The organism is Priestia sp. MDV22-iso46 (genome assembly GCF_058629175.1).
The window spans coordinates 136,531-158,391 of record NZ_JBZVWT010000005.1; the positions used below are offsets into that span (position 1 = coordinate 136,531).

24 protein-coding genes are annotated in these 21,861 nt (G+C 34.2%); 14 read left to right on the forward strand and 10 right to left on the reverse strand.

The annotated features are described in order from the left end of the window. Positions 1-446 precede the first annotated feature (446 nt). From AC4NPH_RS23360 to AC4NPH_RS23380, 5 genes are all read left to right on the forward strand, one after another. Positions 447-602, forward strand: a complete 156-nt coding sequence (locus AC4NPH_RS23360) for a hypothetical protein (protein WP_328230610.1) — start codon at positions 447-449, stop codon at positions 600-602. A gap of 2 nt (positions 603-604) precedes the next feature. Further along, complete coding sequence (locus AC4NPH_RS23365; RefSeq protein ID WP_491939009.1) at positions 605-1,114, forward strand: cyclase family protein; 510 nt, start codon at positions 605-607, stop codon at positions 1,112-1,114. A 254-nt stretch (positions 1,115-1,368) separates the two neighbouring features. Continuing rightward, the gene (locus AC4NPH_RS23370) at positions 1,369-1,719 is read left to right on the forward strand and encodes a DoxX family protein (protein ID WP_491939010.1); all 351 of its coding nucleotides are present in this window, start codon (positions 1,369-1,371) and stop codon (positions 1,717-1,719) included. 641 nt (positions 1,720-2,360) lie between these two features. Next, positions 2,361-3,761, forward strand: a complete 1,401-nt coding sequence (locus tag AC4NPH_RS23375) for a sucrose-specific PTS transporter subunit IIBC (RefSeq protein ID WP_328230613.1) — start codon at positions 2,361-2,363, stop codon at positions 3,759-3,761. Positions 3,762-4,236: 475 nt separating this feature from the next. Then, positions 4,237-4,569: a YolD-like family protein gene (locus AC4NPH_RS23380; protein WP_491939011.1), complete on the forward strand. Its 333-nt coding sequence runs from the start codon at positions 4,237-4,239 to the stop codon at positions 4,567-4,569. A 448-nt stretch (positions 4,570-5,017) separates the two neighbouring features. On the opposite strand, the gene AC4NPH_RS23385 is transcribed toward AC4NPH_RS23380, so the two are convergent. Next, the gene (locus AC4NPH_RS23385; protein ID WP_491939012.1) at positions 5,018-5,218 is read right to left on the reverse strand and encodes a hypothetical protein; all 201 of its coding nucleotides are present in this window, start codon (positions 5,216-5,218) and stop codon (positions 5,018-5,020) included. Between the two features lie 211 nt (positions 5,219-5,429). On the opposite strand from AC4NPH_RS23385, the gene AC4NPH_RS23390 reads away from it, so the two are divergent. Further along, positions 5,430-5,837, forward strand: coding sequence for a hypothetical protein (locus AC4NPH_RS23390; RefSeq protein WP_098563049.1), 408 nt, complete (start codon positions 5,430-5,432; stop codon positions 5,835-5,837). A gap of 281 nt (positions 5,838-6,118) precedes the next feature. Here the strand turns inward: AC4NPH_RS23390 and AC4NPH_RS23395 are convergent, their stop codons facing one another. Next, on the reverse strand, positions 6,119-6,322 hold the full coding sequence (locus tag AC4NPH_RS23395; protein ID WP_176528279.1) for a hypothetical protein: 204 nt from the start codon (positions 6,320-6,322) through the stop codon (positions 6,119-6,121). Positions 6,323-6,658: 336 nt separating this feature from the next. Here AC4NPH_RS23395 and AC4NPH_RS23400 point away from each other — a divergent pair, with 336 nt between their 5' ends. From AC4NPH_RS23400 to AC4NPH_RS23420, 5 genes are all read left to right on the forward strand, one after another. After that, positions 6,659-6,958 (forward strand): hypothetical protein, encoded by a 300-nt coding sequence (locus tag AC4NPH_RS23400; protein ID WP_491939013.1) that lies wholly within the window; start codon positions 6,659-6,661, stop codon positions 6,956-6,958. Between the two features lie 12 nt (positions 6,959-6,970). Further along, complete coding sequence (locus AC4NPH_RS23405; RefSeq protein WP_491939014.1) at positions 6,971-8,104, forward strand: FtsK/SpoIIIE domain-containing protein; 1,134 nt, start codon at positions 6,971-6,973, stop codon at positions 8,102-8,104. Beyond that, a complete protein-coding gene (locus tag AC4NPH_RS23410) occupies positions 8,101-8,796 on the forward strand; it encodes a hypothetical protein (RefSeq protein WP_098278722.1) in 696 nt (231 codons plus the stop codon). The genes AC4NPH_RS23405 and AC4NPH_RS23410 overlap by 4 nt, the downstream gene beginning before the upstream one ends. 623 nt (positions 8,797-9,419) lie before the next feature. Beyond that, positions 9,420-9,554: a DNA-binding anti-repressor SinI gene (gene sinI, locus AC4NPH_RS23415; protein WP_098278721.1), complete on the forward strand. Its 135-nt coding sequence runs from the start codon at positions 9,420-9,422 to the stop codon at positions 9,552-9,554. 388 nt (positions 9,555-9,942) lie between these two features. Beyond that, on the forward strand, positions 9,943-10,500 hold the full coding sequence (locus tag AC4NPH_RS23420) for a hypothetical protein (RefSeq protein ID WP_097826793.1): 558 nt from the start codon (positions 9,943-9,945) through the stop codon (positions 10,498-10,500). A 245-nt stretch (positions 10,501-10,745) separates the two neighbouring features. Here AC4NPH_RS23420 and AC4NPH_RS23425 read toward each other — a convergent pair whose 3' ends face one another. Together AC4NPH_RS23425 and AC4NPH_RS23430 are read right to left on the reverse strand one after the other, a co-directional pair. After that, positions 10,746-11,885, reverse strand: coding sequence for an NADH:flavin oxidoreductase (locus tag AC4NPH_RS23425; RefSeq protein ID WP_335404675.1), 1,140 nt, complete (start codon positions 11,883-11,885; stop codon positions 10,746-10,748). A gap of 317 nt (positions 11,886-12,202) precedes the next feature. Continuing rightward, positions 12,203-12,391 carry a hypothetical protein gene (locus AC4NPH_RS23430; RefSeq protein WP_098278718.1) on the reverse strand — a complete coding sequence of 63 codons (189 nt, stop codon included), beginning with the start codon at positions 12,389-12,391 and terminating at the stop codon, positions 12,203-12,205. A 588-nt stretch (positions 12,392-12,979) separates the two neighbouring features. Between AC4NPH_RS23430 and AC4NPH_RS23435 the strand changes: the two genes are divergently transcribed. The 3 genes from AC4NPH_RS23435 to AC4NPH_RS23445 all read left to right on the forward strand — a co-directional run bounded on the left by AC4NPH_RS23435 (position 12,980) and on the right by AC4NPH_RS23445 (position 15,722). After that, the gene (locus tag AC4NPH_RS23435) at positions 12,980-13,312 is read left to right on the forward strand and encodes a hypothetical protein (RefSeq protein ID WP_098278717.1); all 333 of its coding nucleotides are present in this window, start codon (positions 12,980-12,982) and stop codon (positions 13,310-13,312) included. A 133-nt stretch (positions 13,313-13,445) separates the two neighbouring features. Then, positions 13,446-13,850 (forward strand): NUDIX hydrolase, encoded by a 405-nt coding sequence (locus tag AC4NPH_RS23440; RefSeq protein WP_098278716.1) that lies wholly within the window; start codon positions 13,446-13,448, stop codon positions 13,848-13,850. Between the two features lie 318 nt (positions 13,851-14,168). Further along, positions 14,169-15,722 (forward strand): DUF4365 domain-containing protein, encoded by a 1,554-nt coding sequence (locus AC4NPH_RS23445; RefSeq protein ID WP_491939015.1) that lies wholly within the window; start codon positions 14,169-14,171, stop codon positions 15,720-15,722. A 97-nt stretch (positions 15,723-15,819) separates the two neighbouring features. Here AC4NPH_RS23445 and AC4NPH_RS23450 read toward each other — a convergent pair whose 3' ends face one another. The 6 genes from AC4NPH_RS23450 to AC4NPH_RS23475 all read right to left on the reverse strand — a co-directional run bounded on the left by AC4NPH_RS23450 (position 15,820) and on the right by AC4NPH_RS23475 (position 21,169). Beyond that, positions 15,820-16,041 carry a helix-turn-helix domain-containing protein gene (locus AC4NPH_RS23450; RefSeq protein ID WP_075422544.1) on the reverse strand — a complete coding sequence of 74 codons (222 nt, stop codon included), beginning with the start codon at positions 16,039-16,041 and terminating at the stop codon, positions 15,820-15,822. A 344-nt stretch (positions 16,042-16,385) separates the two neighbouring features. Beyond that, complete coding sequence (locus AC4NPH_RS23455) at positions 16,386-16,865, reverse strand: hypothetical protein (RefSeq protein ID WP_491939016.1); 480 nt, start codon at positions 16,863-16,865, stop codon at positions 16,386-16,388. A gap of 131 nt (positions 16,866-16,996) precedes the next feature. Continuing rightward, the gene (locus AC4NPH_RS23460; RefSeq protein WP_097826789.1) at positions 16,997-17,293 is read right to left on the reverse strand and encodes a hypothetical protein; all 297 of its coding nucleotides are present in this window, start codon (positions 17,291-17,293) and stop codon (positions 16,997-16,999) included. Between the two features lie 19 nt (positions 17,294-17,312). Continuing rightward, a complete protein-coding gene (locus AC4NPH_RS23465; RefSeq protein WP_491939017.1) occupies positions 17,313-18,101 on the reverse strand; it encodes a ParB N-terminal domain-containing protein in 789 nt (262 codons plus the stop codon). Between the two features lie 108 nt (positions 18,102-18,209). Beyond that, positions 18,210-19,511 carry a replication protein gene (locus tag AC4NPH_RS23470; RefSeq protein WP_491939018.1) on the reverse strand — a complete coding sequence of 434 codons (1,302 nt, stop codon included), beginning with the start codon at positions 19,509-19,511 and terminating at the stop codon, positions 18,210-18,212. A 1,127-nt stretch (positions 19,512-20,638) separates the two neighbouring features. Then, complete coding sequence (locus tag AC4NPH_RS23475) at positions 20,639-21,169, reverse strand: MerR family transcriptional regulator (protein ID WP_074683099.1); 531 nt, start codon at positions 21,167-21,169, stop codon at positions 20,639-20,641. Positions 21,170-21,861 lie beyond the last annotated feature (692 nt).

Here is a 21,861-nt window from a genome sequence, read left to right on the forward strand (position 1 = left end):
GCAACGTCCACATTATGTCTTTTCGGATTGCTTTTTGTGTTAATTTCAAATTACTTGTTATATCATTCCTTTTTTCAAATCAATTCATCATCTCCTAATTTAAATGGAATGGTAGTAGGTTCTATTTTAAATTTAAGTCTCGTTGTTCCTTTATTATTTTCAGGCTGGCAACGTAAGTTCAGCTTGAAATATTTTATTATGTTAATGCCAGCAGGTCTCATTCTCGCACGTTTCATCATCCCAATAGAATATTTGTCCTCTTTTGGGGCAGTTATATATGGTTGGGTGTTAAAGTAGAGGACATATTATTTGTACTTGAAATTTTATTTGATTGACAATATGTTAATTAGGATTATATGAATTATACACCTTTAGAAAAAGAAAAAATAATAAAATTCCCATATATAAGTTGTTTTTATTAATGTGAACAGAGCGGGGGAATTAGTATGAAGAATCAAAAATATATTGATTTGAGTCATACCATTCAAGATGGCATTATACCTTATAAAGGACTTCCTGCCCCAATAATTTGTGATTATTTAAGTCGGGAAGAATCTCGAAAACATTACGAAGAAGGTACAGAATTTCAAATTAGAAAATAGAAATGGTGTCTAATACAGTAACTTATATTGATGTCCCTTTTCATAGGTATGTTGATGGAAAAGCTCTATCGGAAACATCAATTGATAAGATGGCTGGTCTAGAAGGAATCATTGTTCATATCGATGAAAACAAAAAAGAGATTGATGAGGATGATGTCTTTGATGACCTTGCTATGGAAGGAAAGACTGTTCTTATTCACACAGGTTGGGACCAGTATTGGAATACGGATCAATACTTTGAAAATCATCCATATTTAACTGAGAAAGCAGCACAATATTTAGTAGATAAAAGAGCTTCTTTAGTTGAGATTGATTCTGTAAATATAGATGATACATCAGGTAAAGGTCGTCCGGTACATACAACTTTATTGGGGCGAGAAATTCTATTCGTTGAACATTTATGCAACTTAAAAGAAATTTCAACTGAAAACTTTTTATTTTATGCTGTTGCTCCAAAAATCAAAGACTTTGGAACTTTTCTAGTTAGAACCTTTATAGAAGTTTCAAACTAACTATAGTTATTCGACATAGTGGCATTTATATTATTGTTATATTCACAGGGAAGATCCATGAAACCCTTAATCCGTGAGTCTTGTTTTTGTTTTTAATAATTCCTGTTATGGTAACTAACTTTGTATACAACATATATAATCTCAACTTCACGGCTTTTTATTATATTAATGATAGAACACCATGGGGGATGTAGACCCAACTTATTATCCATGAAAATGTTACTCAAAAGGATTTTTAAAAGGAGTAAGTTTAGATGATAACTATTATGCAAGTGATTTTAGCCGTTTTTATTTTAGTGGGAGGTTTCATAAAACTTTTTCGTATACCGTTTCAAGTTGAACATTGGCAGCACTATCAATATCCATTATGGCTAATGTCTGTAATTGGAATTGTGGAACTTATTGGAGCAATAGGAATGATTGGTGGTATTTGGAATCCATACTTGGTTTTTGTATCTGGCGTATTGTTTGTAATTCTCATGATAGGTGCCATACATGCCCATATTTTTCGAGCTCATCAACCTATTGGGATGATTATTCCTGCAACAATCTGTTTGATATTATCTATGATAGTGATTATGTGGAACTTTAAGGTGTTTTCCTAAGCGAATAGCTTTAGTCTGATTAGGAATTTTAGGGGCACTTTTATCGACTTTTGCTAGGTATATTCCTAACAAAGTTGTGTCCCTGGGAATCCTTGCTGTTGCAATTATAATTACATTTGGAGCAGCCCTTATAGGACTCTCCTCACTTAGAAAAAACAGAAAACAAAAGACTTTATAGAAGAAACTCGTCAAAAAGAGGCCTTCGCTCAATAAGAGTGAAGGTCTCTTTTAAAAAGTTTCTTCTATAAAAATGAAGAAAAGCATTTAATCATAGATGTTGTAATAATAGGAGAAGGCAAGTACCTTCTCTTTTATATAGCTATGTTTACTTTTATTAGTCTGGAATCTAGAATTCCTGACTAATAAAAGAAAGCGTTGACATTCCCTTATTTCATAAACTATAATAAGCGAAAGAAACCGGTTCCAAGTCGACTTTTATTTAACGAAATTGGCTCCTATGAAAGAAAACATTTAATTATGTATATGCTGTTTTTTTAGTTTTTTTGGAACCGGTTCCTATTCGTCTGGGCTATCTCTTTTATAAATAGCAAGAAGTATAGTCACAATCAAATCAGGAATATTAGTTTTTTTCTTATCACAGCTTCATTATACTATCATCACCAAAGGGGTGTTATCATCAAGTGGAAAAGGTTTACAAAGATATAGCTAGCAAAGTAGTTGAGGCAATAGGTGGAAGAGAAAACATTTCATCATTTGCTCACTGTGCAACAAGATTGCGTATTATGGTACATGATCAAACAAAAGTAAATCAAGAAGCAGTCGAAAATATAGAAAAAGTAAAAGGTGCATTTTATAATTCAGGACAATACCAAATTATCTTTGGTACAGGAACTGTTAATAAAGTATATGAAGCAGTGAATGAGTTGGGTATTAAAGGCACGTCTGCATCTGAAGTAAAAGCAGAAGCTAAGAAACAAGGCAACGCTTTTCAACGAGCTATCCGAACCTTTGGTGACGTTTTCGTTCCAATTATTCCAGTTCTTGTTGCAACCGGATTATTTATGGGTTTACGTGGGGTACTAACGCAAGAAGCAGTGTTAAATTGGTTGGGTTATACACCCAATGATATCCCTGAAAACTTTATAATGTTTACACAAGTTGTCACAGATACAGCTTTTGCATTCTTACCAGCATTAATTGCATGGTCAGCCTTTAAAGTATTTGGTGGAAGCCCTGTTCTAGGAATTGTCTTGGGGTTAATGTTAGTAAATCCAGCACTTCCAAACGCATATGCAGTAGGTTCAGGAGACGCACATCCTATTCACTTCTTTGGATTTATTCCAGTTGTAGGGTATCAGGGTTCTGTTTTACCAGCTTTCTTTGTAGGTCTTTTAGGGGCAAAATTAGAGCGTTGGATTCGTAAAAAAGTGCCCGATTCCATTGATTTAATACTCACGCCATTTCTAACATTATTGATCATGATTACATTAGGTCTCTTCGCTATCGGACCAGTTTTTCATTCATTAGAAAACATAATTCTAACAGGCACAAAAGCAATTTTAGATTTACCGTTTGGTTTAGCTGGTATTATTATTGGTGGCCTACAACAAGTTGTTGTAATTACTGGCGTTCATCATATATTTAATTTACTTGAAATTCAATTATTAGCTGATACAAAATTTAATCCATTCAATCCATTAATCACTAGCGCAATCGTAGCTCAAGGGGCTGCAACGCTAGCAGTTGGATTGAAATCTAAAAATAAAAAAGTGAAAGCATTAGCATTCCCATCAGCATTTTCAGCCTTTTTAGGGATTACAGAACCAGCTATATTTGGAGTGAATCTAAGGTTCTTTAAACCCTTTATAATGGGACTTATAGGAGGAGCAGTAGGAGGATTCTTAGCCTCGATTTTTCATCTGAAAGCAACGGGAATGGCTGTTACAGCTATTCCAGGATTATTATTATACTTGAATAATCAGATTTTCACCTATATTTTCGTTAATTTGATTGCCTTTGCTGTATCATTTATTCTGACATGGCTGTTTGGTTATAACGATAAGATGCTTAAGAATCGATAATTATATATAAATTATAAATTGTAATTAATAAACTATAATGAATGACATTAGAAAAAGCCTTGTATCTAGATCCAGTATAAGGCCTTTTTAGCAAAGCTTAATCATTGATGTTGTAGGAAAAGAGAAGATTAAAGACCTTCTCTTTTTTATATAATTTTATTTACTTATTTTTAAAATCTGAAATATATGATCCTTCACGCTGCCACTGCTGCTCATTATGTTCTACTTTAGACGGAGTGACATCTTTTGAACTCTTGTCCATTTCATAAAAAGAGAAGCCACAAGACCGATCCCCCGCATACAAAAAAACAGCATCTGTTACATCATCATCTAATGACCCCTTACTGCAGTAAAGGTTCTTTTTTATTTTCCGAATAGACAGGCAAGCTTACTACAGTTGCTACATAGTATCTATCAACAGCTCATTACCGAAATGGCTTACTTGGAGGCCACAAAGCGTAAGGAGGACAGAAACATGGAACATAGAGGAATGAAAAAGTGGCGCCCTTTTGCTAGTATGCCCGAGCAATACATAGGGTTACAGGAAGTTATAAACAAGCAACTTGAAGTAATTCAACCTGTTTTAACAGAAGAGCAAATGGAACAAATCAATTTCACCTTGATTGAAGCCTTACATACAAATCAACAAGTCTACCTTACATATTATAAGAACGGGCAACATATAACCGAAACAGGATTCATACAATTTGTTGATTCCCTGGGGAATTTGTTTGTTTTTATCGATGAAGTATTTGAATTAAAGAACAAAATGAGGTTAAGTGAACTAATTAATGTTCGTTTTGCTTAGTTCTTGAAATTTAAGTGTACGGAACCATTCCTGTAATTGGGCAACAAAGTTTTTTTATTGTATCTCTAATTTATTACAGTGAACAAGCGTATCATCTACATTAAAAATTAGTGTTTGTCTCTGCATTTCTTTAAGGCCCTTCTATGATTGGTATATGGATAGTATATGTAGAAAAAATAATTAGAGAGAACCTTCTGCTATATTAAACAGAAGGTTCTTTTTATGAGGTAAGAAGCCGTGGAAGCTTCTTATCAATAAATATACTGGTCAAAATTTTCTCTACTCATATTTATTTTGAAACTAGAGGTACTTAACCCTGCACGACTTATAAGTCGCTCAGTGCTTTCGTCTTCTTTAGATATACTAAGTTCAAGTCCTTGTATAGTGAAAGGGTCATACATATACTCTGTTAGGTCACTTCTTACATCTGACATCATATACACCTCTGTTATTCACGATCATTGTCTATATTTTTTTGTATATTACTTAATATGTTTTTCGTATTAGTTATTTCGTTTAAACGTTCTAACTCGTGCATGTTAGTAGAGGTTGGATTATTTAAGTGTAAATGCTTTGCATAATCATTGTCGAACCTTCCTAAATAATGTTTTTTACTATCTAATGGTTCATTGACACCAGATTCTCGCATAAAAAAAACCTCCCACATATATTGTTTGATTTGAGTAAAAAAATATAAGAGGTAGTATAAGACAAAATGATTTTCCTGTTATAGATATTCCTTATGGATAATATTCCAATTTTCTTTTCCCACTAATAAAATTTTATAAGCACCAAAAAGTAAAGTAATTTTTTTCTTAATGGAAAGTATATAACTATAAAGCTTTAACAGGGGTGATCAAATGTTAACATCTGAAGAAAGTAAAAACGATGTACCACGTCCGCAACATTATTTAAAACTAATAAATGGCACTGATAGAAAATTGAAGTTAGAGTGGAAAGGGGATATAGATCAATCTAATGTTACTGTTCCATCAGAATTAAACCCAGGTGACGCTGATGAAAAAGATTCCAAAAGAACTAGTGATGCAAGTTTTATTGTAGATATTTATCGTTGGAAAGATAGCTCTTATATTTATAGTGGGCAACTAACAGAACATGTGCATGGCAGAGTGTATAGTAGTGAAGAGACCTACTATTTAAAATTAGAGTCATTTCCTGACAGAAATCAAATTCAATTGATAAAAAAATCAGAAGTAGATGAAACTGAACATACCATAATCAACACTTTTTCAGAAGATGAGTGGTAATATAATCAAGGTCTTTTCTTAATGAAAAAGCTGCCAAGCAGGCAGCTAACAATCCAGCTCTAATTCTCTTTCAAGGTTTTGCGTTGCCAGGAGGCTTATTGGTTGGAAAAATTGCTTTTTCCACGTCTTCTGCTGCGATTACTGGATCTACTGTATTGCTATTTGGTTTGCCCTTCTAACTATTGCCTTTATCGCGTTTCTGACTCATCTTTAGATCTCCCTTCAAATTTAGTTACATTGTTAAGGTGAGTTAACAGGTGGAAGCTTATTCAAAGACTTAATTAATGTATTAACGCATTACCTGAAGAATTCAGTTGAAAAAGAGAAGGATTTCCCTTCTCTTTTTTTAATTCAATCTTGTTTTCACTCTTTTTAAAACTTGAGGCATCTGATTTACCAACCTCTCGCTGATTCTCCTTACGTTCTACTTTAGACGTTGGGACATCTTTCGATTTCTCGTCCATTTTATGAAAAATATAAGCCACTAGGACAACCCCCAGCATATAAAAACCACTCCTTCTTGCATAACCAGCTACCCCTTACCTACTTCGGTAAGGGGTAGCTGGTTATTTTTTGATTGGACAGGCAAGCTTACCGCAGTAGCTACATAGTATCTAAAGTATTGTAACTCCGTTATCTAATCAGTAGCTAATTCAGTATCGCTACCCCGTTAATACAAGCTGTATAACCCTCTTGAAGCCGTTTGTGGAACCTGTAAGGGAGCTGAGCCGAGGAGGCGAAGGGGGCGACCGGATGCGTCGAGCTGAAAAAACAGGTACGTAAAAAGCAAAAAAATTAAAAGAGTGAAAGAAGGTATCAACATGAGAAAAACTCATTATATTATTTTTCAAAACTTCTTCCATAAACCATCCTTTAAGCCCTCAACAAAACCTCGTCCGTTCACGGCGTATTCCTTTGTCCCATTTAGTCCACTTGCCATGCTTGACCCCACTACCCTAACCATAGGAGGCATTGTCTTAGGGATTGCGATTATTGAACGAATTTTAGAACGTTGGGGTGTCATTGACCTTGTAGACCAGTTCGCAAAGGTGATGCGTTTTATCCTGCCTGTCACCTTCTATAGCGCCTTGATTTACTTTTTTGCGACCTTTATGTTTTGAGGAGGGATGTTGATGTTTGAAAAACTCAAATTGCGTGGCCAATTGATGAAAGCGTTTCGTACGGCAGAGATTTATCGGGTTATAAAGCGTGGGGATCGTACCTCCTATCAATTTCCGAAGATTCATCGGATCGATCATCAGAAGAGCTACACTCGGTATGCTTTTTCCTTACTAAATGGCATTGATCCTGAACTTTTAACTAAAAAAAGATGGGCCTTACGACAAGTATTAGGAAGCAATATTGAAGTGAATGGCAGCTTAAAGAATTTTAGTATTACTGTTCATCACAAAAGCCTACCTAAGATGCTCAATTATAAGTATGAAGTCATTCATCCTCATATTGAGAAAATGGAACTTCCGGTATGCATTGGTCAAGATATCTATGGAAACCCCGTCTCATGGGATTTTGCCGACTTAGAAACCTTATTGATATCTGGCGAAATTGGAGCCGGAAAGAGTAGTCTCATGCGTGTGATCCTCACAACATGGGTGAAATATGCCTCTCCTGAAGACTTGCGCTTAGTATTAGTCGATCTCAAACGAGCTGATTTAGGGCTATTTCACGGGATTGAGCATGTAGATGCGCTTTGTTTTGAGGCTAAAGATATGAGAAAACCTTTTGCTTTATTACGAGCTGAAATGTATCGAAGAGGCGATTTATTGTTAGAGCATGGTGTAACCCATATCAGCAGGCTTCCTTTTAAGCTGCCTCGGATTGTCGTGGTTGTAGATGAAATGAGCATAATCAAACGAGAAACGGACCTTGTGGAGATGATCCAACAGTTTGCGAGTCAAGGCCGTGCTTTAGGTGTTCATACCATTATTGCGATGCAGCGTCCTGATGCAGATTTATTGAATTCAGCGTTAAAAGCTAACTTACGAGTACGAATCTCTGGAAGGCAGGCAGATGCAACAAATGCGAAAGTAGCCGGAGTGATGGGCGCAGAAGAAATTGATGCTGCAGCCAGGGGACATATGAAAATTAAAATTGATGACGTGAAAGAGTTTCAAGCCTACTTCTTAGATGAAGGAGCTTGTAAGGAAATACTTTCTCCTTACAAGACGTTGGTACATGATCCTAAGCCGGATATAGAAGTTGCACCACAATCCATCTTTGGGTTATTAGAGAAGGAGGAGCAGCGATGAGTTTCCGTTTGTCTCAACGTGATAAGGATATCATAGCGTTTATTAATCAATTTAGAGCCGTGGATCGAGACTCATTAGTCGATCTATTCTTTAAACAGCTTAAATCGTCCATAAATGCTTGTAATAGCGTCATGGTACGTTTATATCGACTAGACGTAATTGAACGTACACAGCAGTATTCTCCGACCGTCTATTTGCCCGTGGATGCAAAGATCAAAAAGAATTCTCAAAAAATCTTACATTTCCTTTCTATCTTGGATGTCTATAAACAAATGTCTATGTATAGTACACCTAAACAGGTCATTGTCGAAGATAAGCCCACCGGACGAAAAGGAGGAATTGAACCGGATTTGTTTTGCATTTTTAAAGGATCTCCTTTTTGGATTGAAATACAACGCAATCAGTATTCAGAACAGAAAATGCAAGCGAAGATTAACCTCTATGAGGAGTTTTTCTTTTCAGATGAGTGGAAAGCGTTACAATGGCAACCAGAAGAACGGTCACCTATCTTCCCTTCTGTCATTTTGATTACACCTGTTCGTTATGCTGTTAACTCTGACCATATCCGCATTATACAGGTATCAAGTATTCATGAACTTATGGAGAAATACAAGAGTTCTGCGAAACAGCAAAGAGATGGAAGATCAAGAACATCAGCTTCTTCTAGTGGAATTAAAATTAACTTAACATAGGATACTAAGAAAATATGCTTTCTGATAAAAAAGAAAGCTACCCCATCGTTGCAGGACAGGTAGCTTTTAAGGGAATTCCTAAACTAATTTATAAAAGTCTGAATAATTTTACAATAAATCAAGAAATAAATCAATATAAGATGACCTTGAGCATAGATATGTAACGTGCACTTTTTATACATCCTCCGCCCCCTTGGGTATCGAGTAAACGCAGTCATATCAAGGATGTATAAAAAGCTGCATACTCAAGAAAAGATACCATATGCCAAAAGGTCTCTTTTTAATCGGGTTAAGGAAAGAGGCCTTTTGTTAACTAAAGATGTATATCATATATAGCTTAAAACACAGAAAAACTCCTGATGCCTATTCAGGAGTTTTTCTACTACATTTATTTAACCAAAGGATGGAAGCTTTTCGACCTCTTGAGTAGTTTGCTCAAAGTATTAACAATAATTCTTCGAATTTACTTTTTTCTACATTAAATCTTAAATATTCATATAAAAAGACTTATATTGCAGGAATTTAGAAGAAATTTGTTGAATGAATAGTCTTGATTTTCAATATTTTATCTTTAAACGATAGCGTCTACTTAATCTCGATTAGGACAATTGGGGGAATCATGAGTGCTAAAAGAAGAAGATAATACGTTTGATCAGGAATGGATAAGTCTCATTAAAGAAGCATATCATCTAGGACTTTCAATCATAGAAGTAAAGGAGTTTATATATTCAAAGCGAAAAGAGCTTGTTTCTAAATGATACAGACTCTTTTTGCTTCTGATAAATGAAATTATGGTAACTAGAACTATTCTATTAGGAATAATAAACGGGTATAAAAATTAACTAAATACTATTTGTTTCACGATTATTTTACATTTAATGTTAAAAATAATCACTTTTAACTAAAATCAAATTTAGTGATTTTAGCATTTTATTACATTTTCAATATTTATTATATTTATGGTATAGGGGATTTAGGGTAACTAGCTATAACATTTGACCAAAAAATTGTTATGCCATCTAGACTTTACACATGGGTATTAACAACGGTTCGCTTTTTCAACCATATTACCAAAATGTAAATAATAAGGGAGTGAAGGACTTGCAAGTGAAACGTTGCCTTTCCGCACTATGTTTTCTTTTTGTTATGATGGGATTTATAGCAGTACCTACGAACGGGGCGTATGCAGAAAAAGAGTATACAATTAAAACATTTGATTATGTAACTGTCGATGGAAAAGATGTAGATTCTTCAGTCCAGATGAATAGTATTTCCAACAAAGATATACAAGTAACCATGGTTCTACCTAAACAGAATAAAGAAGGTGCTTGGTTGGCATATGGGTTTACGAGCCGGGAGGCTTTGAACGCATTTATTGAGAAAGATAAACAGAGACTTCAAAACAAAGTCACCATGATGGGCAGTGGTGCTTGTTGTACGGATTTCTACGAGTATAAAAATAAAGGAGGCCAGTACATTTATTGGAGAGACGGTTTTAAAAACTTGCCTTCCAGCTGGAACGACAGAATTTCGTCCTTAAGCACGGCATCACCTTCTTCAAGCTATTCAACGACTCTCTGGGAGCATACTTCATCTCAAGGGTATGGCAAAGGAGTCTCTTTTAGACACTCTGATTGGTATGGTAAAACTGCCAATATGGCTTCAGATTGGGATAACAAAGCTTCGGCAATTGAAATAAAATAAACAAGAGATTATGAGCGAACAAGTAAAGGTTTCTTAAAACCACTATTTTCTCACTTATTTAGAAAAAGTGAAAAAAAAGTGGTTTTTTATGAACTTTTTCTAAATCTGAGCAAAGGTTTCTTTTAGAATATTAGGGTTCTGACGAATGAAATACTTTTCCTCATGATTCTAAGAATAGATTGTTACACCAGCAACATAATTACTCTTCCTTCGTTTTTTTCTTACTACGAGAATGATAGCAACGATTAAAGCAATACCTCAAAATCCTTAATTTTAACATCTGGCCTTAGCACTTTTTCTTCATCAAACTTTACCAATAGTTCCCCCTTTTTGACTTTGTTGACCCAATCATGGTTAGCAAGAGCTCCTTTACCTAAGGTAATTATATCGGCTTCCTCCTTTTCAATAATTTCTTTTGCTTTAACAGGATCCTCTAAATGTCCGTTTGCTATTACACAAAGTTTCCCATACTTTTTTGCCAGAGCCGCAAGCGACAAATTGCTGTTGTCCAAACCTGAACTGGTTACAATGGTATCTTCATCTTTTGGAAATGCAGGTTGCCATGCCTCATATTCCGTAACGTGAATAAAATCAAGACCTGCGTGCCCTAACTGACCAAAGATGATTTCCCCATCTTTTTCTTTTCCTGCCCACTTGTGATTATAATCATTTACCTTTCCCTGTGATATTCGAATACCAATGGTAAAGTGCTCCCCAACAGCCTCTCGAACTGCCTCAGAAACTTCAACCAACAATCGGACCCGATTTTCAGTAGAACCACCATATTTATCTGTACGTTTGTTGGTATAATCAGTAAGAAACTGATCAAGTAGATAGCCATTGGCCCCATGAATTTCAACCCCATCAAATCCAGCAGTTTTAGCACGTTTAGCCGTATCAACAAACCCGTTTATCACTTCTGTGATGTCTTCTTGTGTTGCTTCTCTTGGAATCCGGTAAAGGCCTTTTCCTTCGTAAAATTCCATTTGTTTTCCTTTTGGCTGGACAGCAGATGGTCCGATTGTTTCTTGAATAAAACGATTCCCTTGTGAAAGGGCTCCCGCATGCATTATTTGTGCAAATATTTTAGCACCTGCTTGATGAACAGAATCGACGACCTTCTTCCATGCTTGTATTTGTTCTTTATTAATAAGACCTGGATTATTGAAATAACCTTGGCTATACTTGTTATCCGTATAAATTGCTTCCGTAATAATTAGACCAAATCCTCCGCATGCAAATGATGTATAGTATGATACCATCTGATTGGTTGCTACTCCTTCAGAAGTTGCGCTTATCCTTGCCATTGGAGCAACCCCTATTCGGTTATTTAATGTTATATTTCCTAATGTAACATTTTTAAATAATAGTTTTGGATCGGTCATTGTTAAAACTCCTTTCTTCTTAAAAAAGCTTTAGGCTATTTAATTTAAAAACACCTCAAAAACTTTAATTAAAATAATATTAAGTCATTTTTAAACAGTCCATGAAACCAGTAAAATATTTGATTTGATTATTAAGTTTAATTACTTCCCCTAAGAAATAAACTCCTTTCCTGCTTAAAAGCTACTCTTAATTTAAATAGTTTAAGGACCTATCAATTTCTCAATTTATGTTATAACCAATTGTTTTTTTGTATGTATAGAATATATGATTTTCTAGCTCTTAAAAAAGCTACCCTTGTCCTTTGGGTTAACCAGCTTTAAAGTCTGAAATAATTCCTGTAATATATCCCATTTTCAATCTCTATCTCATATCTAAGTCTTGTTTGTCTTTTGTAAAGTTCATCAGACAAATAGTTAAATTCCTCTTCTGTGATATCCTCGTTTATTAAATCTTCAAATAATTCATCTAGATGTTGAGTTACTTCTTGAAGTTCTCGTTCTTTCAACAGAATTCACCTTTCAAATGTTATTTTATTCTCTTTCTTTTTCCTGTCCCTCATTTTGCTACTATCATATAGGTGGAAAGTCTTTGGGAATCTTCTTTAAATATCTATTTGGCCAATCTAGATCCTCTTCCATGGTACCTTCAATTCCTTATTTTATCCCGCCCCATTTCCTTTTCTATTTACCTTATTTAATTCCACTTTAGGTATCTGGATATTAGTAGTTACTTTAGGTTATTAATTAAATAATCGTATTTATCCTCTATAGTCGTTACTAAGGTTTTTTTGTTTCTAAATATCTTTCCCTCTCTTCATTTTCCAAAATATTCTTTAATTCGTCTATACGACCTTCATACTGTATTTTTGTTCCTGAAATTCCTTCTATTTTCACCTTTTATGCATGCTTATATAAAACAACTTAGTTAGTTAGATATTTAATGAATTCATTACAAAAATATTGGGATTTCAAAGACAAGAGTTCTTTTTTTAGATGGGTTATAGAAAGGTATATGTTATATGGTGGAAAAGAGGTGACCTGTTAAGCTTTGGCGAATTAAGGAAAGGAAACAAATAGAGAAGGAGGACTTAATAGTGAAAGAGTTAGTCATTAATGATGTTGTATTTGATGTAAAATATCTTACTACGTCTACAGTCAGCAAAGAAGAAGTAGGGCTTGAAAAAAGAATTATTAATAATGGAAAAATGACTAAGGGAAGAGATCAAATTAAGTTTTCATTTTCTGTTTTAGGTAAACAAGATTATCAATTATATGATTCCTTTTTTGAGAATACCCATTATACTGTCGTGATTCCCGAAACGAGTGAAAGATTTATAGCTCATAGTGTTTCGCATAGTACATTTTATCAAGGTGCTGAAGTAGCAGATGACACAGAAGTGGTATTTAAAGTTACACTTACCAAATAAAGAAATCGTCTGTGTTTAAGCTCGAACTGTAACTTTTTTAAAAAACTTGCTGAAGAATATCATCGAATTTGATCAAGTTCTATTTATAAGAAACACCTGTACGCCTATAATATTTTTTTAAGGGGAGATCTTAGTGAATACGTGTAGTGGTTTTGCAATAATTTGCTTAAATGATAAAGATGAATTATTAATGGTCTCCCAAGAGAAACCCAACATGCCAAAGTGTTGGTCTGTTCCTTCTGGTGCTATCGAAGGACATGAAAGGCTCGAAGACTGTTGTGTTCGAGAAGTATGGAATCAAACGGGTTATCAAATAGAGATAGTAAGAAAAATACACGAGAATAGGTCTACTACCTATAATGTTGATGTTCACATGACCTATTTCGAAGTTAAAATATTAGCTGGAGAAAAGAAAGTCCAGATCCTAGACTCATATTTCTGGCAACCTATATCTAAAATTAATCATTTGAACCTGTTATTTGAAGATGAGCGTGAAGTTGTACTGGATTATATAAAAATGAAAAAACAATTCACTTAATCTTGCTCAAGGGTATTATTTTACCTCTAAAAGTTTTGGGTGGCTTGACAGATAATTCGTTAAAACAACAAGTTTGTTCTGAATGCTCTACTTTAGTCTACTAATTCTGATTTTTTATAATAAAATTCGAGAAAAAAGCCTGTATATAACAGGCTTTTTTCTTGTTTGATAGTAAAACCATTTCATTGACAGAGAAGAGCTTAGAAGTAAATCTGGTGGGTTTAATTTATCTAACGAATGCTGTTCTATTATTGATATACTAGATTCGATGAGTTTTTAATGGACTTAAATGTTCATTGTGAAGAAGGAGAGAATTGAATGGCTACAACAAAGATCCAAAAAAAGATTGCAGCAAAAAATTCAGAAACTGATACAACAATTGTTGAACAGCTAGCGTATTATCGAATGTTAGCCCCACTAGAAGTGAAATCCCTCTTATCTCATTTTAATTCAAGTGAAAAGAAGTCTATTTCCTTCAATTTCAAAAAATTGAATAATGAAGATTTGAAGCCTTTATGCCACACGTTTAGAGAGGAGGTAGACAAACAGCAAAGTCGCTCTATTGAAGCATCCGAAAACGATGAATCTACGCATTACAAAGCAGATTTTGTGAACATGAAAAAGGAAGCTTTTAATTTATTTGAGGGGATGATCCACGTATATGGTATCCCAGACGACGGTATTAGGTTACCAGTGGAGGAAGCCCAGTCAGATGAGTTGAAAATTAGAAAAAACGAAGTGGTTTATATGAATAGTGAATCCACTCTTGTTACTTACCAAATCATCGAAACAGAGGAAGGATTCAAGGTCGTTATAGAAGATAACTTAACGTTATATTTTGATAGGAGAAAGAAATCTGGTGTATTTCATTTAGGCAAAGTAAAAAGTCTCGGTTCCTACATGAAAAGTTTACGATTAATAAACTATTACATACAACGCAATAAGTTTCCTTTTCAATCTTTAAAGTTATCTGGTGGAACATTAAATGTAAAGGGACAACTTCAACAAATTGAGGAAGAGATTGAATCTTACAAAGAACTGATAGATATTTGCACTCAAATTGGATTAAGTGAAAATTATATATTCGATGATAAAGAAGATTTACCTTCCCTATTCAATGCTATAATCAATATCTTTAAAAATAAACAATATAGCTTACTCAATATTCATCAAGAGACACTAGAAAAAACGGAAATAATCAATATTGAACTTTCTAAATATGTGAAACTAGCATTAGTGTATGCAGATGGATGTTTCCTTAACCTTTATAGTGAAGAAGCGTTAAAAATAATGGGTAGATATTCGTCTATAACAGATCTAGTTAGTAACCACGAGCACGATACTGTTGAACCTGTTATATTACCTGATAATCGGGAAAATCATGCCCCAAAAGTAAGTATTTTCGCTTCTCAAAAAATTGAAGAAATGGTGAAAGACACAAACTTTGATTTCGAAATAATAAAATTATCTTTTGTCGATGAACATCATGATATACATGCTGACTTAACAATTACTAGTTCTTTAGCGTATATAGACTTTTACGATAAAACCCTCGATGAAAATTATTTGGAGCTTGCTCTTGACCTAAACCAACGATACTTAGCGACGTTTCCAGAAGATGATATCGCAAAGGTTAATATCTTTCTTATTAAACTTAAACAAGGTCATGAATTATCAGAAGATGAACAAACTGACCTTTATGATATGCAAGAAAGAGCAGAGATTAATAAAGAGCAAACAATATGTTTTGCATGTGAAGTTTTGTTGAAAAACAAGACAAAAGCGAAGAGAATATTTGCTACTCTTCCTGATGAGGAAAAAGAAGAAATCATGGAGTTTCCAATCTACCGTTTTTATCAGGACTTGGAGTAATATGCTCATTTTCTTCTGTATATAGATTGCTAGTAAACTTTTATAAAGTTTTTTATCCTTAATACAATAAATAAGCCCTATTTGCCTATGATAGGGCTTATAAGTTAAAAAAGTCCTCTACTTTCGCCTTCGAGTCAAGTTTTTTTAAAATATTCATCACTTTTTTTATGGTTGAGCCAGATGGAATATAATTTGAGTCATTATAAATTTTACTAACTGTATGTCTATTTAAATTAGTTGCTTTAACTAATTTTGTTTGAGTATAGCCCTTGCCCATTAGGTATTTTCCTAACTTACTTTTTTTAGTGATTTTAGGCATACTAACACACTCCTTTTTATAAAGGATGGACGCATTCTAAAAAAACTATACATTTTTGTATAAAAAAACAGGCAAAAATCTTAATTTACAACATATAATAAACTATAAAATAAACAGTATATAAATATTGCTTATGCAGAGTTGGAATAATGTCGATATTTTGGTCATAATCATATAGCATGAATACAGTTAAGACCGCCTTATACACTGATACATATTGGGCGGTCTTTGTTATCGATATTCTTTGAAATTGAACTTTGCACAAAAAACCTTTTCCCTCTAGGCAGAGGAAAAAGGTTTTTTTGTGTGAATATTAGATAACGAGATACCATCATTCTAGCAAATCATTTTTCAAAAAAGGTTTTTAACCACTTATAAAAACTCTTCTTTTGTTGTTGTGCTTTTTTTAACGCCCGAATTTCACGAGCCATTGAAATTAATTGACGTTCGCGTTCCTCAAATTTTGCATCGATATAGCTTTGTATCTCTTTCATTTGCATCTCACGTGGTTCTAGGCTAAGGGTTTGCTTTTCAGTTGAAATGTTAGTTGGAGTGGCTGGTATTTGTACTAAGTTAAATTTTTTTGCAACGGTTATAACGGCTTTTTCTAAGGTCATTTCGGGATGAGCATAAATTCTTTTTAGTTTATGAAAGATGGTAACGTCGTCATTTGTATAAGCTAATCTACCTTGTTTTTTAGTAAAGTGCACACCAATTTTGGCAAAATGGAAGTTGTATTTTCGTATAGTTGATATGGGCAAACCAAGTATATCGGCTAATTCTTCGGTGGTATATGCTGCTTCTGCGGTTATGACTCTCAACATACGATCACCTCCTCTTATCAAGAGAACTATTCTAGGTATATATGTAAAAACCTTCAAATAATAAGAGGACCATATTTGGTGTTTTGTCATTTTGCCGTTAATATACCAATCTAAATCCTACTCAAAATGATTTAATTTTCATCTACATTCTCTGCTTGGTTAAAATATTTAATCGTTTTGATATCTCCGTTTTTGAATACAATAACCTTTTCATCTTCATGAAAGGACACTTCTTTAATTTCTTTGTCATTGTCATCCTCGGGCTCTTCGATTGAATGAACAAGACAATGGATGGCCTGATCTAACTTTCTATCAGCCGTATTCAAGAAGGATACATTCAGGCCTAGATTTGCAAGAAACTCCCGGTGCTTTTCCAATTCATCAGACGCCTTTTGAATATATTCAATCGCTTTTTGTTTATTATTCATTTAGTAGACTCCTACACCCTTATTTTTGATATTCATAGACAACAGGAACTTGATCCATTTTGACCGTTTTGGCCACGATATAACGACGGTAGCCATCTTTTAAGATCTTAGATTCTTTATCAATGGTTAAGGGTTCATCTAAATGACCAGTACGCTTCACAAATTCAATAACTTTTTGTGTTTTTTCGGGGTTTGGTCGTGTCTTTAGGAACTCTTCAGGTACCACAATTTCATCGAAATTCAACACATCCTGTGTTCCTTTTGGCTGAGTAGGTAACTGTTTCTTTTTTTGCACAGCCTTTTTCTCTGGAACAGGTGCTTCTTTCGCTTCTGGCTGTACCGTTTCTGTTTCTTTTTTCTGTTCATTTGCTATGGGTTGAGAAACAGGTGCTTGCGCTTCTTCCTGTTTTTTAGGTTCCGTGTTCTGCGAGACATCAGAAGACGCAGAAACCTCTTGTTTAGGTTCTTTTTTCTCTTCGGACTGATTCTTCTCTTTATCATTTTTGTTCGGGAGAACGGTAATCTGGAAACAGATGACTCCTACTTCACCAGGGCATTCATCAATGGGAATGTCTAACGTTGGTTCCCCTTGAATTAAGATTTTTTCATGCATGATACTTTTCTTCGTGAGTCCGGTTTTATTAAAGGCTTTCTTCGCAACAAAAACTGTATACGAAATAAACGTACTTTTCTTCAGACCTTTAGGCGCAGATGGTGACCCTTTTTCACGCATATCAAAAGCAACGTAGCGATCGTACTCTCGTAGTGGTCCTGTGGCTGATCCGGTTAAGGTAATTTTATGTGGCATAATGTTCTCCTCCTGCGTAGATTTTTAGTTATTGTTTATTTAGAACACAGTTCTAAATAAACATATGCCATTAAAACATCAGCTTCTAGGGAATTTCTACTTTTTTGATTAGGAAGCTGTGTCTTTTAACTGGTTATGTTGACGTAAACATTCTTGTTCCTCTTGTGTTAAAGCTTGTCCTAGGTCTTGTTTTACCTGAGCTATTTCAAACAAACTGTACGTAGAGCTGTGTTCTTGCAGCAAGTTTTCTTCTTCTAGCGTGAGTTCTTGTCCTAAATCTTGCTTTAACTGGATCATTTCAAGCTGTTGATTCAGAGAAATCTCTGCTTTTTGTGTACCCTTTTCTTGCTGCTGTTCAGCTTTTAACCAATCTGGAACGAGTTCTTTACGGATAATCCTTTTTGGTGTACCTAATTTTGTTTCTTTGCTTTCGTTATGTATAACTTCTTGTTGGTTCGCGTATACTGATGAATAATCCTGGTCTTTAGGCTTTGCTAAATCATAGAATTGATTTTTCGCAATTTGATAGATTAATCGACACATATCCCGCAGGGATAAAGGATTTCCTTGTTGATTGGCTTCATGTACATATTTATCTAATCCTACAATGGATGTATACGCAATTTCATGTATTTGCTCTTTCTCAATCTTAATCTCTGTATCTCGTTTTACAGCTTTTGCAGCATTTTGAATGCGAGCATAGAAGTCTTGTAGTTGATGTCCATACTTACCTGAATAGACTTGATTGACTTTCTTAGGCACACCCTTGATATAAGTAAAAGCCTGTGAAACAGATATTAAATGATTATTTATATGATTTACAGGTAAATCAAGGTTAATAAAGGCATCAGGTGATTTATCGGCCTCTAAGCTTGCTGTATCAACGTTTCCAGCACTTTCTGGAGACGTCACAGGACGTGTCACAGGAGTGGTCATTTCTTCTTGTTGAAGCGTTTGTATACCTGTTGTATCATGAGCAAAAAAGATTTCGTTGCAAATTTGCTGAAAGTTTTTATGACTTTTAAGGATAAATACATAACTGTCAGGATGAGTACCTGTTGCATCCTCTTTGATGTAACGTGCCACAAGTACAAACGAAGTCGCTTTTAACGAGCGTACAAAACGAGAAACTGTACTTTTGGACACATTAAATTTCTTCATAAGTGTTTCAGAACGGATCGCTTGAATACCCGTAGCCACTAGGTTGTAGATGACGTGATCGAGCATTTCCATTCTCTTTTTAGGAAATTCTTTATGTATAGCAGAGTGTTGTTGTTTAAAGTGGATACAAAGATTTTCTAAAAAATCTTCTTTCTTTTTCCGAAGTGTGGACTTGTGGGTCCATAACCATTTGAAACGTCCATTAAAGGTGTCTACATCTTTTAAATAGCAGGTCAAAATCTTTGTCATTTGTTCATCGTCTCCTTTAAGGAACACAAAAAAGACACTGTTTCCCTGGGAAAAGGAAAACAATGCCTTGATTTTGATGAACTAAGCCCTTGAAATAGATAGCTATTTCGTATAAAATAAAAACATAAGTTTTATCTTATAGAAAAACTAACTCTATTAACAAGAGACTTCGACAAGTGTTTTCCCTACCGTCATTAGGGGGAACGGTTTAAGAGTGCGGTCAACACTTCTTAAACAGTTGAAGTCTTTTTTCTATTCCGGTCATTTTTGTTAGTTTTATTATAGCGTTAACTCGTCTCAAAATTCAATAAAAATTATAATATCTCTTAAAACAATTATTTTTAACTACATATCTACGTAGAAATGAAACTATTACAGAATAGAGTACTTAATTAGAAAATGAAATGTTTAAGACAAGGTTTGTTCAAAGGTAATAGATTAATTACTCTCTCTCTATGTTAATGCCAAAAGATTAGTTTGGGTAGGGTGATTTTTTCTCACCCTGCCTAAAAGAGAAAGATATATAAGTCTTTATCTTTTAGAAATAATATTGTTTATTCCTCTCAGCTTTTATAATCCTCTTTCACATCCATTTTTTTCATGAAAATAAGTTCATGACTGTAACATTTATAACCCCCTTTATTGGTATTAAAGTTTTATTTTCACTTTATATTACATTCAAAAGTATCCTACTATCCATACAACGTGGATTTCAGAGATTTAAGTATCTCTAAACATTAAATAATTAGGGTTTAAAGATCATTTAGTAAAACAAATAATCTTTAAAATTGCTTATACAAAAAAACAAGTTGAACTATAGTTCAACTTGTGGGAGGGAGCATATATCGCAGGGCGACATATGAATGCTGATTATTATTTTAAGTTCGACTTATGTCGTACTTAAAGTTTGATTTTGTATCGCAGGGCGATATATGAATAACTAGTTATTATTTTAAGTTCAACTTATGATGTACTTGAAGCTTGATTTTGTATCGCAGGGCGATATATGAATAACTAACTACTATTTTTCCCCTAAATTATATCTTATTTAGGGGAAAATACTATGTCGATGGGCGATACAGTTTTGATTGAACTATTATTTTACCTCAAGTTCAGGTTAGTAGTAATTAATTATTAAAGAGACGCTGAAACCAGCTTTTTTTTCTCTCTTGTTTTTCTTCAATAGTCTTTTTATAAAACTCAGTAATTTGTTTATCACGTTTTTCAAGTGAAACAGCAATATATTCTTTTTGCTCCCTCATCATATCCTGTAATTCTAACATCATATTTTTCAGCTCAGCATTCTCATTTTTTAGTGTAGTAAATTCATTACCATATTGTTTAATTATAGCTTGTAACTGGTCATTCTCCTTTATGTCGGGTGGCGACACGGGTGTCTTAGGGATATCTTCAAGGACAGTTTTTACAGCTTCTTCTAATGTAATACCAGGTGATTTACTTAGGGATTGAATATCTTTTAAAACAATTATGTCACGTTCCAAAAAGGCCCTTTGATCATGTTCATTACGTATAAATTTATAATTATGTTTTTCCATCAAAGTAGCATACTTGCGTACTGTTGTAACTGCTATGTCTAATCTTTTAGCAACTTCGTTTGTCCAATATGCTTTTTCAGATCTTGTTGTGTCGTTTTCCATAGCGACACCCTCCTTTTATATGTAAAATTCTATATGGTAAAGTGAAGTCCTCTATAGACCAATTTTCTCTAGAAAAATGGTTTGCTAACTAATAAGTTACTGGAAATTAGAAGTTTTTCGTAGTTATAATGTTTTAAGGCTGCATCATTTTTGTAAAAGGTCCTTTACCAAATTCCTTTTATTGATAGTAATAAGATTTTTAAGTATGTCTATGTAGCATTAGTTGGGAAACTTATATTGATTAGAATAACATGGTTTCCCCCTATTATAATTCTACATCAATCTGTATTGTACCTGGTAATAAAGAACATGTCGATGGGCAACACGATTCAGTAATCCTCAATCTTAATGTTGCCCTGCATCATGTCCAAGTAATAAAGAACGTGTCGATGGGCAACACGATTCGGTAATCCTCAATCTTAATGTTGCCCTGCATCATGCCCAAGTAATAAAGAACATGTCGATGGGCAACACGATTCAGTAATCCTCAATCTTAATGTCGCCCTGCATCATGTCCGGGTAATAAAGAACGTGTCGATGGGCAACACGATTCGGTAATCCTCAATCTTAATGTCGCCCTGCATCATGTCCGGGTAATAAAGAACGTGTCGATAGGCAACACGATTCGGTAATCCTCAATCTTAATGTCGCCCTGCATCATGTCCGGGTAATAAAGAACGTGTCGATAGGCA

Coding starts and splice junctions, on each gene's coding strand:
- AC4NPH_RS23450 (WP_075422544.1), bottom strand. CDS start 16,041: ATGCCTAAAATCACTAAAAAAAGTAAGTTAGGAAAATACCTAATGGGC.
- AC4NPH_RS23445 (WP_491939015.1), top strand. CDS start 14,169: ATGGCTACAACAAAGATCCAAAAAAAGATTGCAGCAAAAAATTCAGAA.
- AC4NPH_RS23425 (WP_335404675.1), bottom strand. CDS start 11,885: ATGACCGATCCAAAACTATTATTTAAAAATGTTACATTAGGAAATATA.
- AC4NPH_RS23460 (WP_097826789.1), bottom strand. CDS start 17,293: ATGAATAATAAACAAAAAGCGATTGAATATATTCAAAAGGCGTCTGAT.
- AC4NPH_RS23360 (WP_328230610.1), top strand. CDS start 447: ATGAAGAATCAAAAATATATTGATTTGAGTCATACCATTCAAGATGGC.
- AC4NPH_RS23470 (WP_491939018.1), bottom strand. CDS start 19,511: ATGACAAAGATTTTGACCTGCTATTTAAAAGATGTAGACACCTTTAAT.
- AC4NPH_RS23475 (WP_074683099.1), bottom strand. CDS start 21,169: ATGGAAAACGACACAACAAGATCTGAAAAAGCATATTGGACAAACGAA.
- AC4NPH_RS23465 (WP_491939017.1), bottom strand. CDS start 18,101: ATGCCACATAAAATTACCTTAACCGGATCAGCCACAGGACCACTACGA.
- AC4NPH_RS23365 (WP_491939009.1), top strand. CDS start 605: ATGGTGTCTAATACAGTAACTTATATTGATGTCCCTTTTCATAGGTAT.
- AC4NPH_RS23385 (WP_491939012.1), bottom strand. CDS start 5,218: ATGCGAGAATCTGGTGTCAATGAACCATTAGATAGTAAAAAACATTAT.
- AC4NPH_RS23390 (WP_098563049.1), top strand. CDS start 5,430: ATGTTAACATCTGAAGAAAGTAAAAACGATGTACCACGTCCGCAACAT.
- AC4NPH_RS23420 (WP_097826793.1), top strand. CDS start 9,943: ATGATGGGATTTATAGCAGTACCTACGAACGGGGCGTATGCAGAAAAA.
- AC4NPH_RS23455 (WP_491939016.1), bottom strand. CDS start 16,865: ATGTTGAGAGTCATAACCGCAGAAGCAGCATATACCACCGAAGAATTA.
- AC4NPH_RS23410 (WP_098278722.1), top strand. CDS start 8,101: ATGAGTTTCCGTTTGTCTCAACGTGATAAGGATATCATAGCGTTTATT.
- AC4NPH_RS23400 (WP_491939013.1), top strand. CDS start 6,659: ATGAGAAAAACTCATTATATTATTTTTCAAAACTTCTTCCATAAACCA.
- AC4NPH_RS23380 (WP_491939011.1), top strand. CDS start 4,237: ATGGAACATAGAGGAATGAAAAAGTGGCGCCCTTTTGCTAGTATGCCC.
- AC4NPH_RS23370 (WP_491939010.1), top strand. CDS start 1,369: ATGATAACTATTATGCAAGTGATTTTAGCCGTTTTTATTTTAGTGGGA.
- AC4NPH_RS23405 (WP_491939014.1), top strand. CDS start 6,971: ATGTTTGAAAAACTCAAATTGCGTGGCCAATTGATGAAAGCGTTTCGT.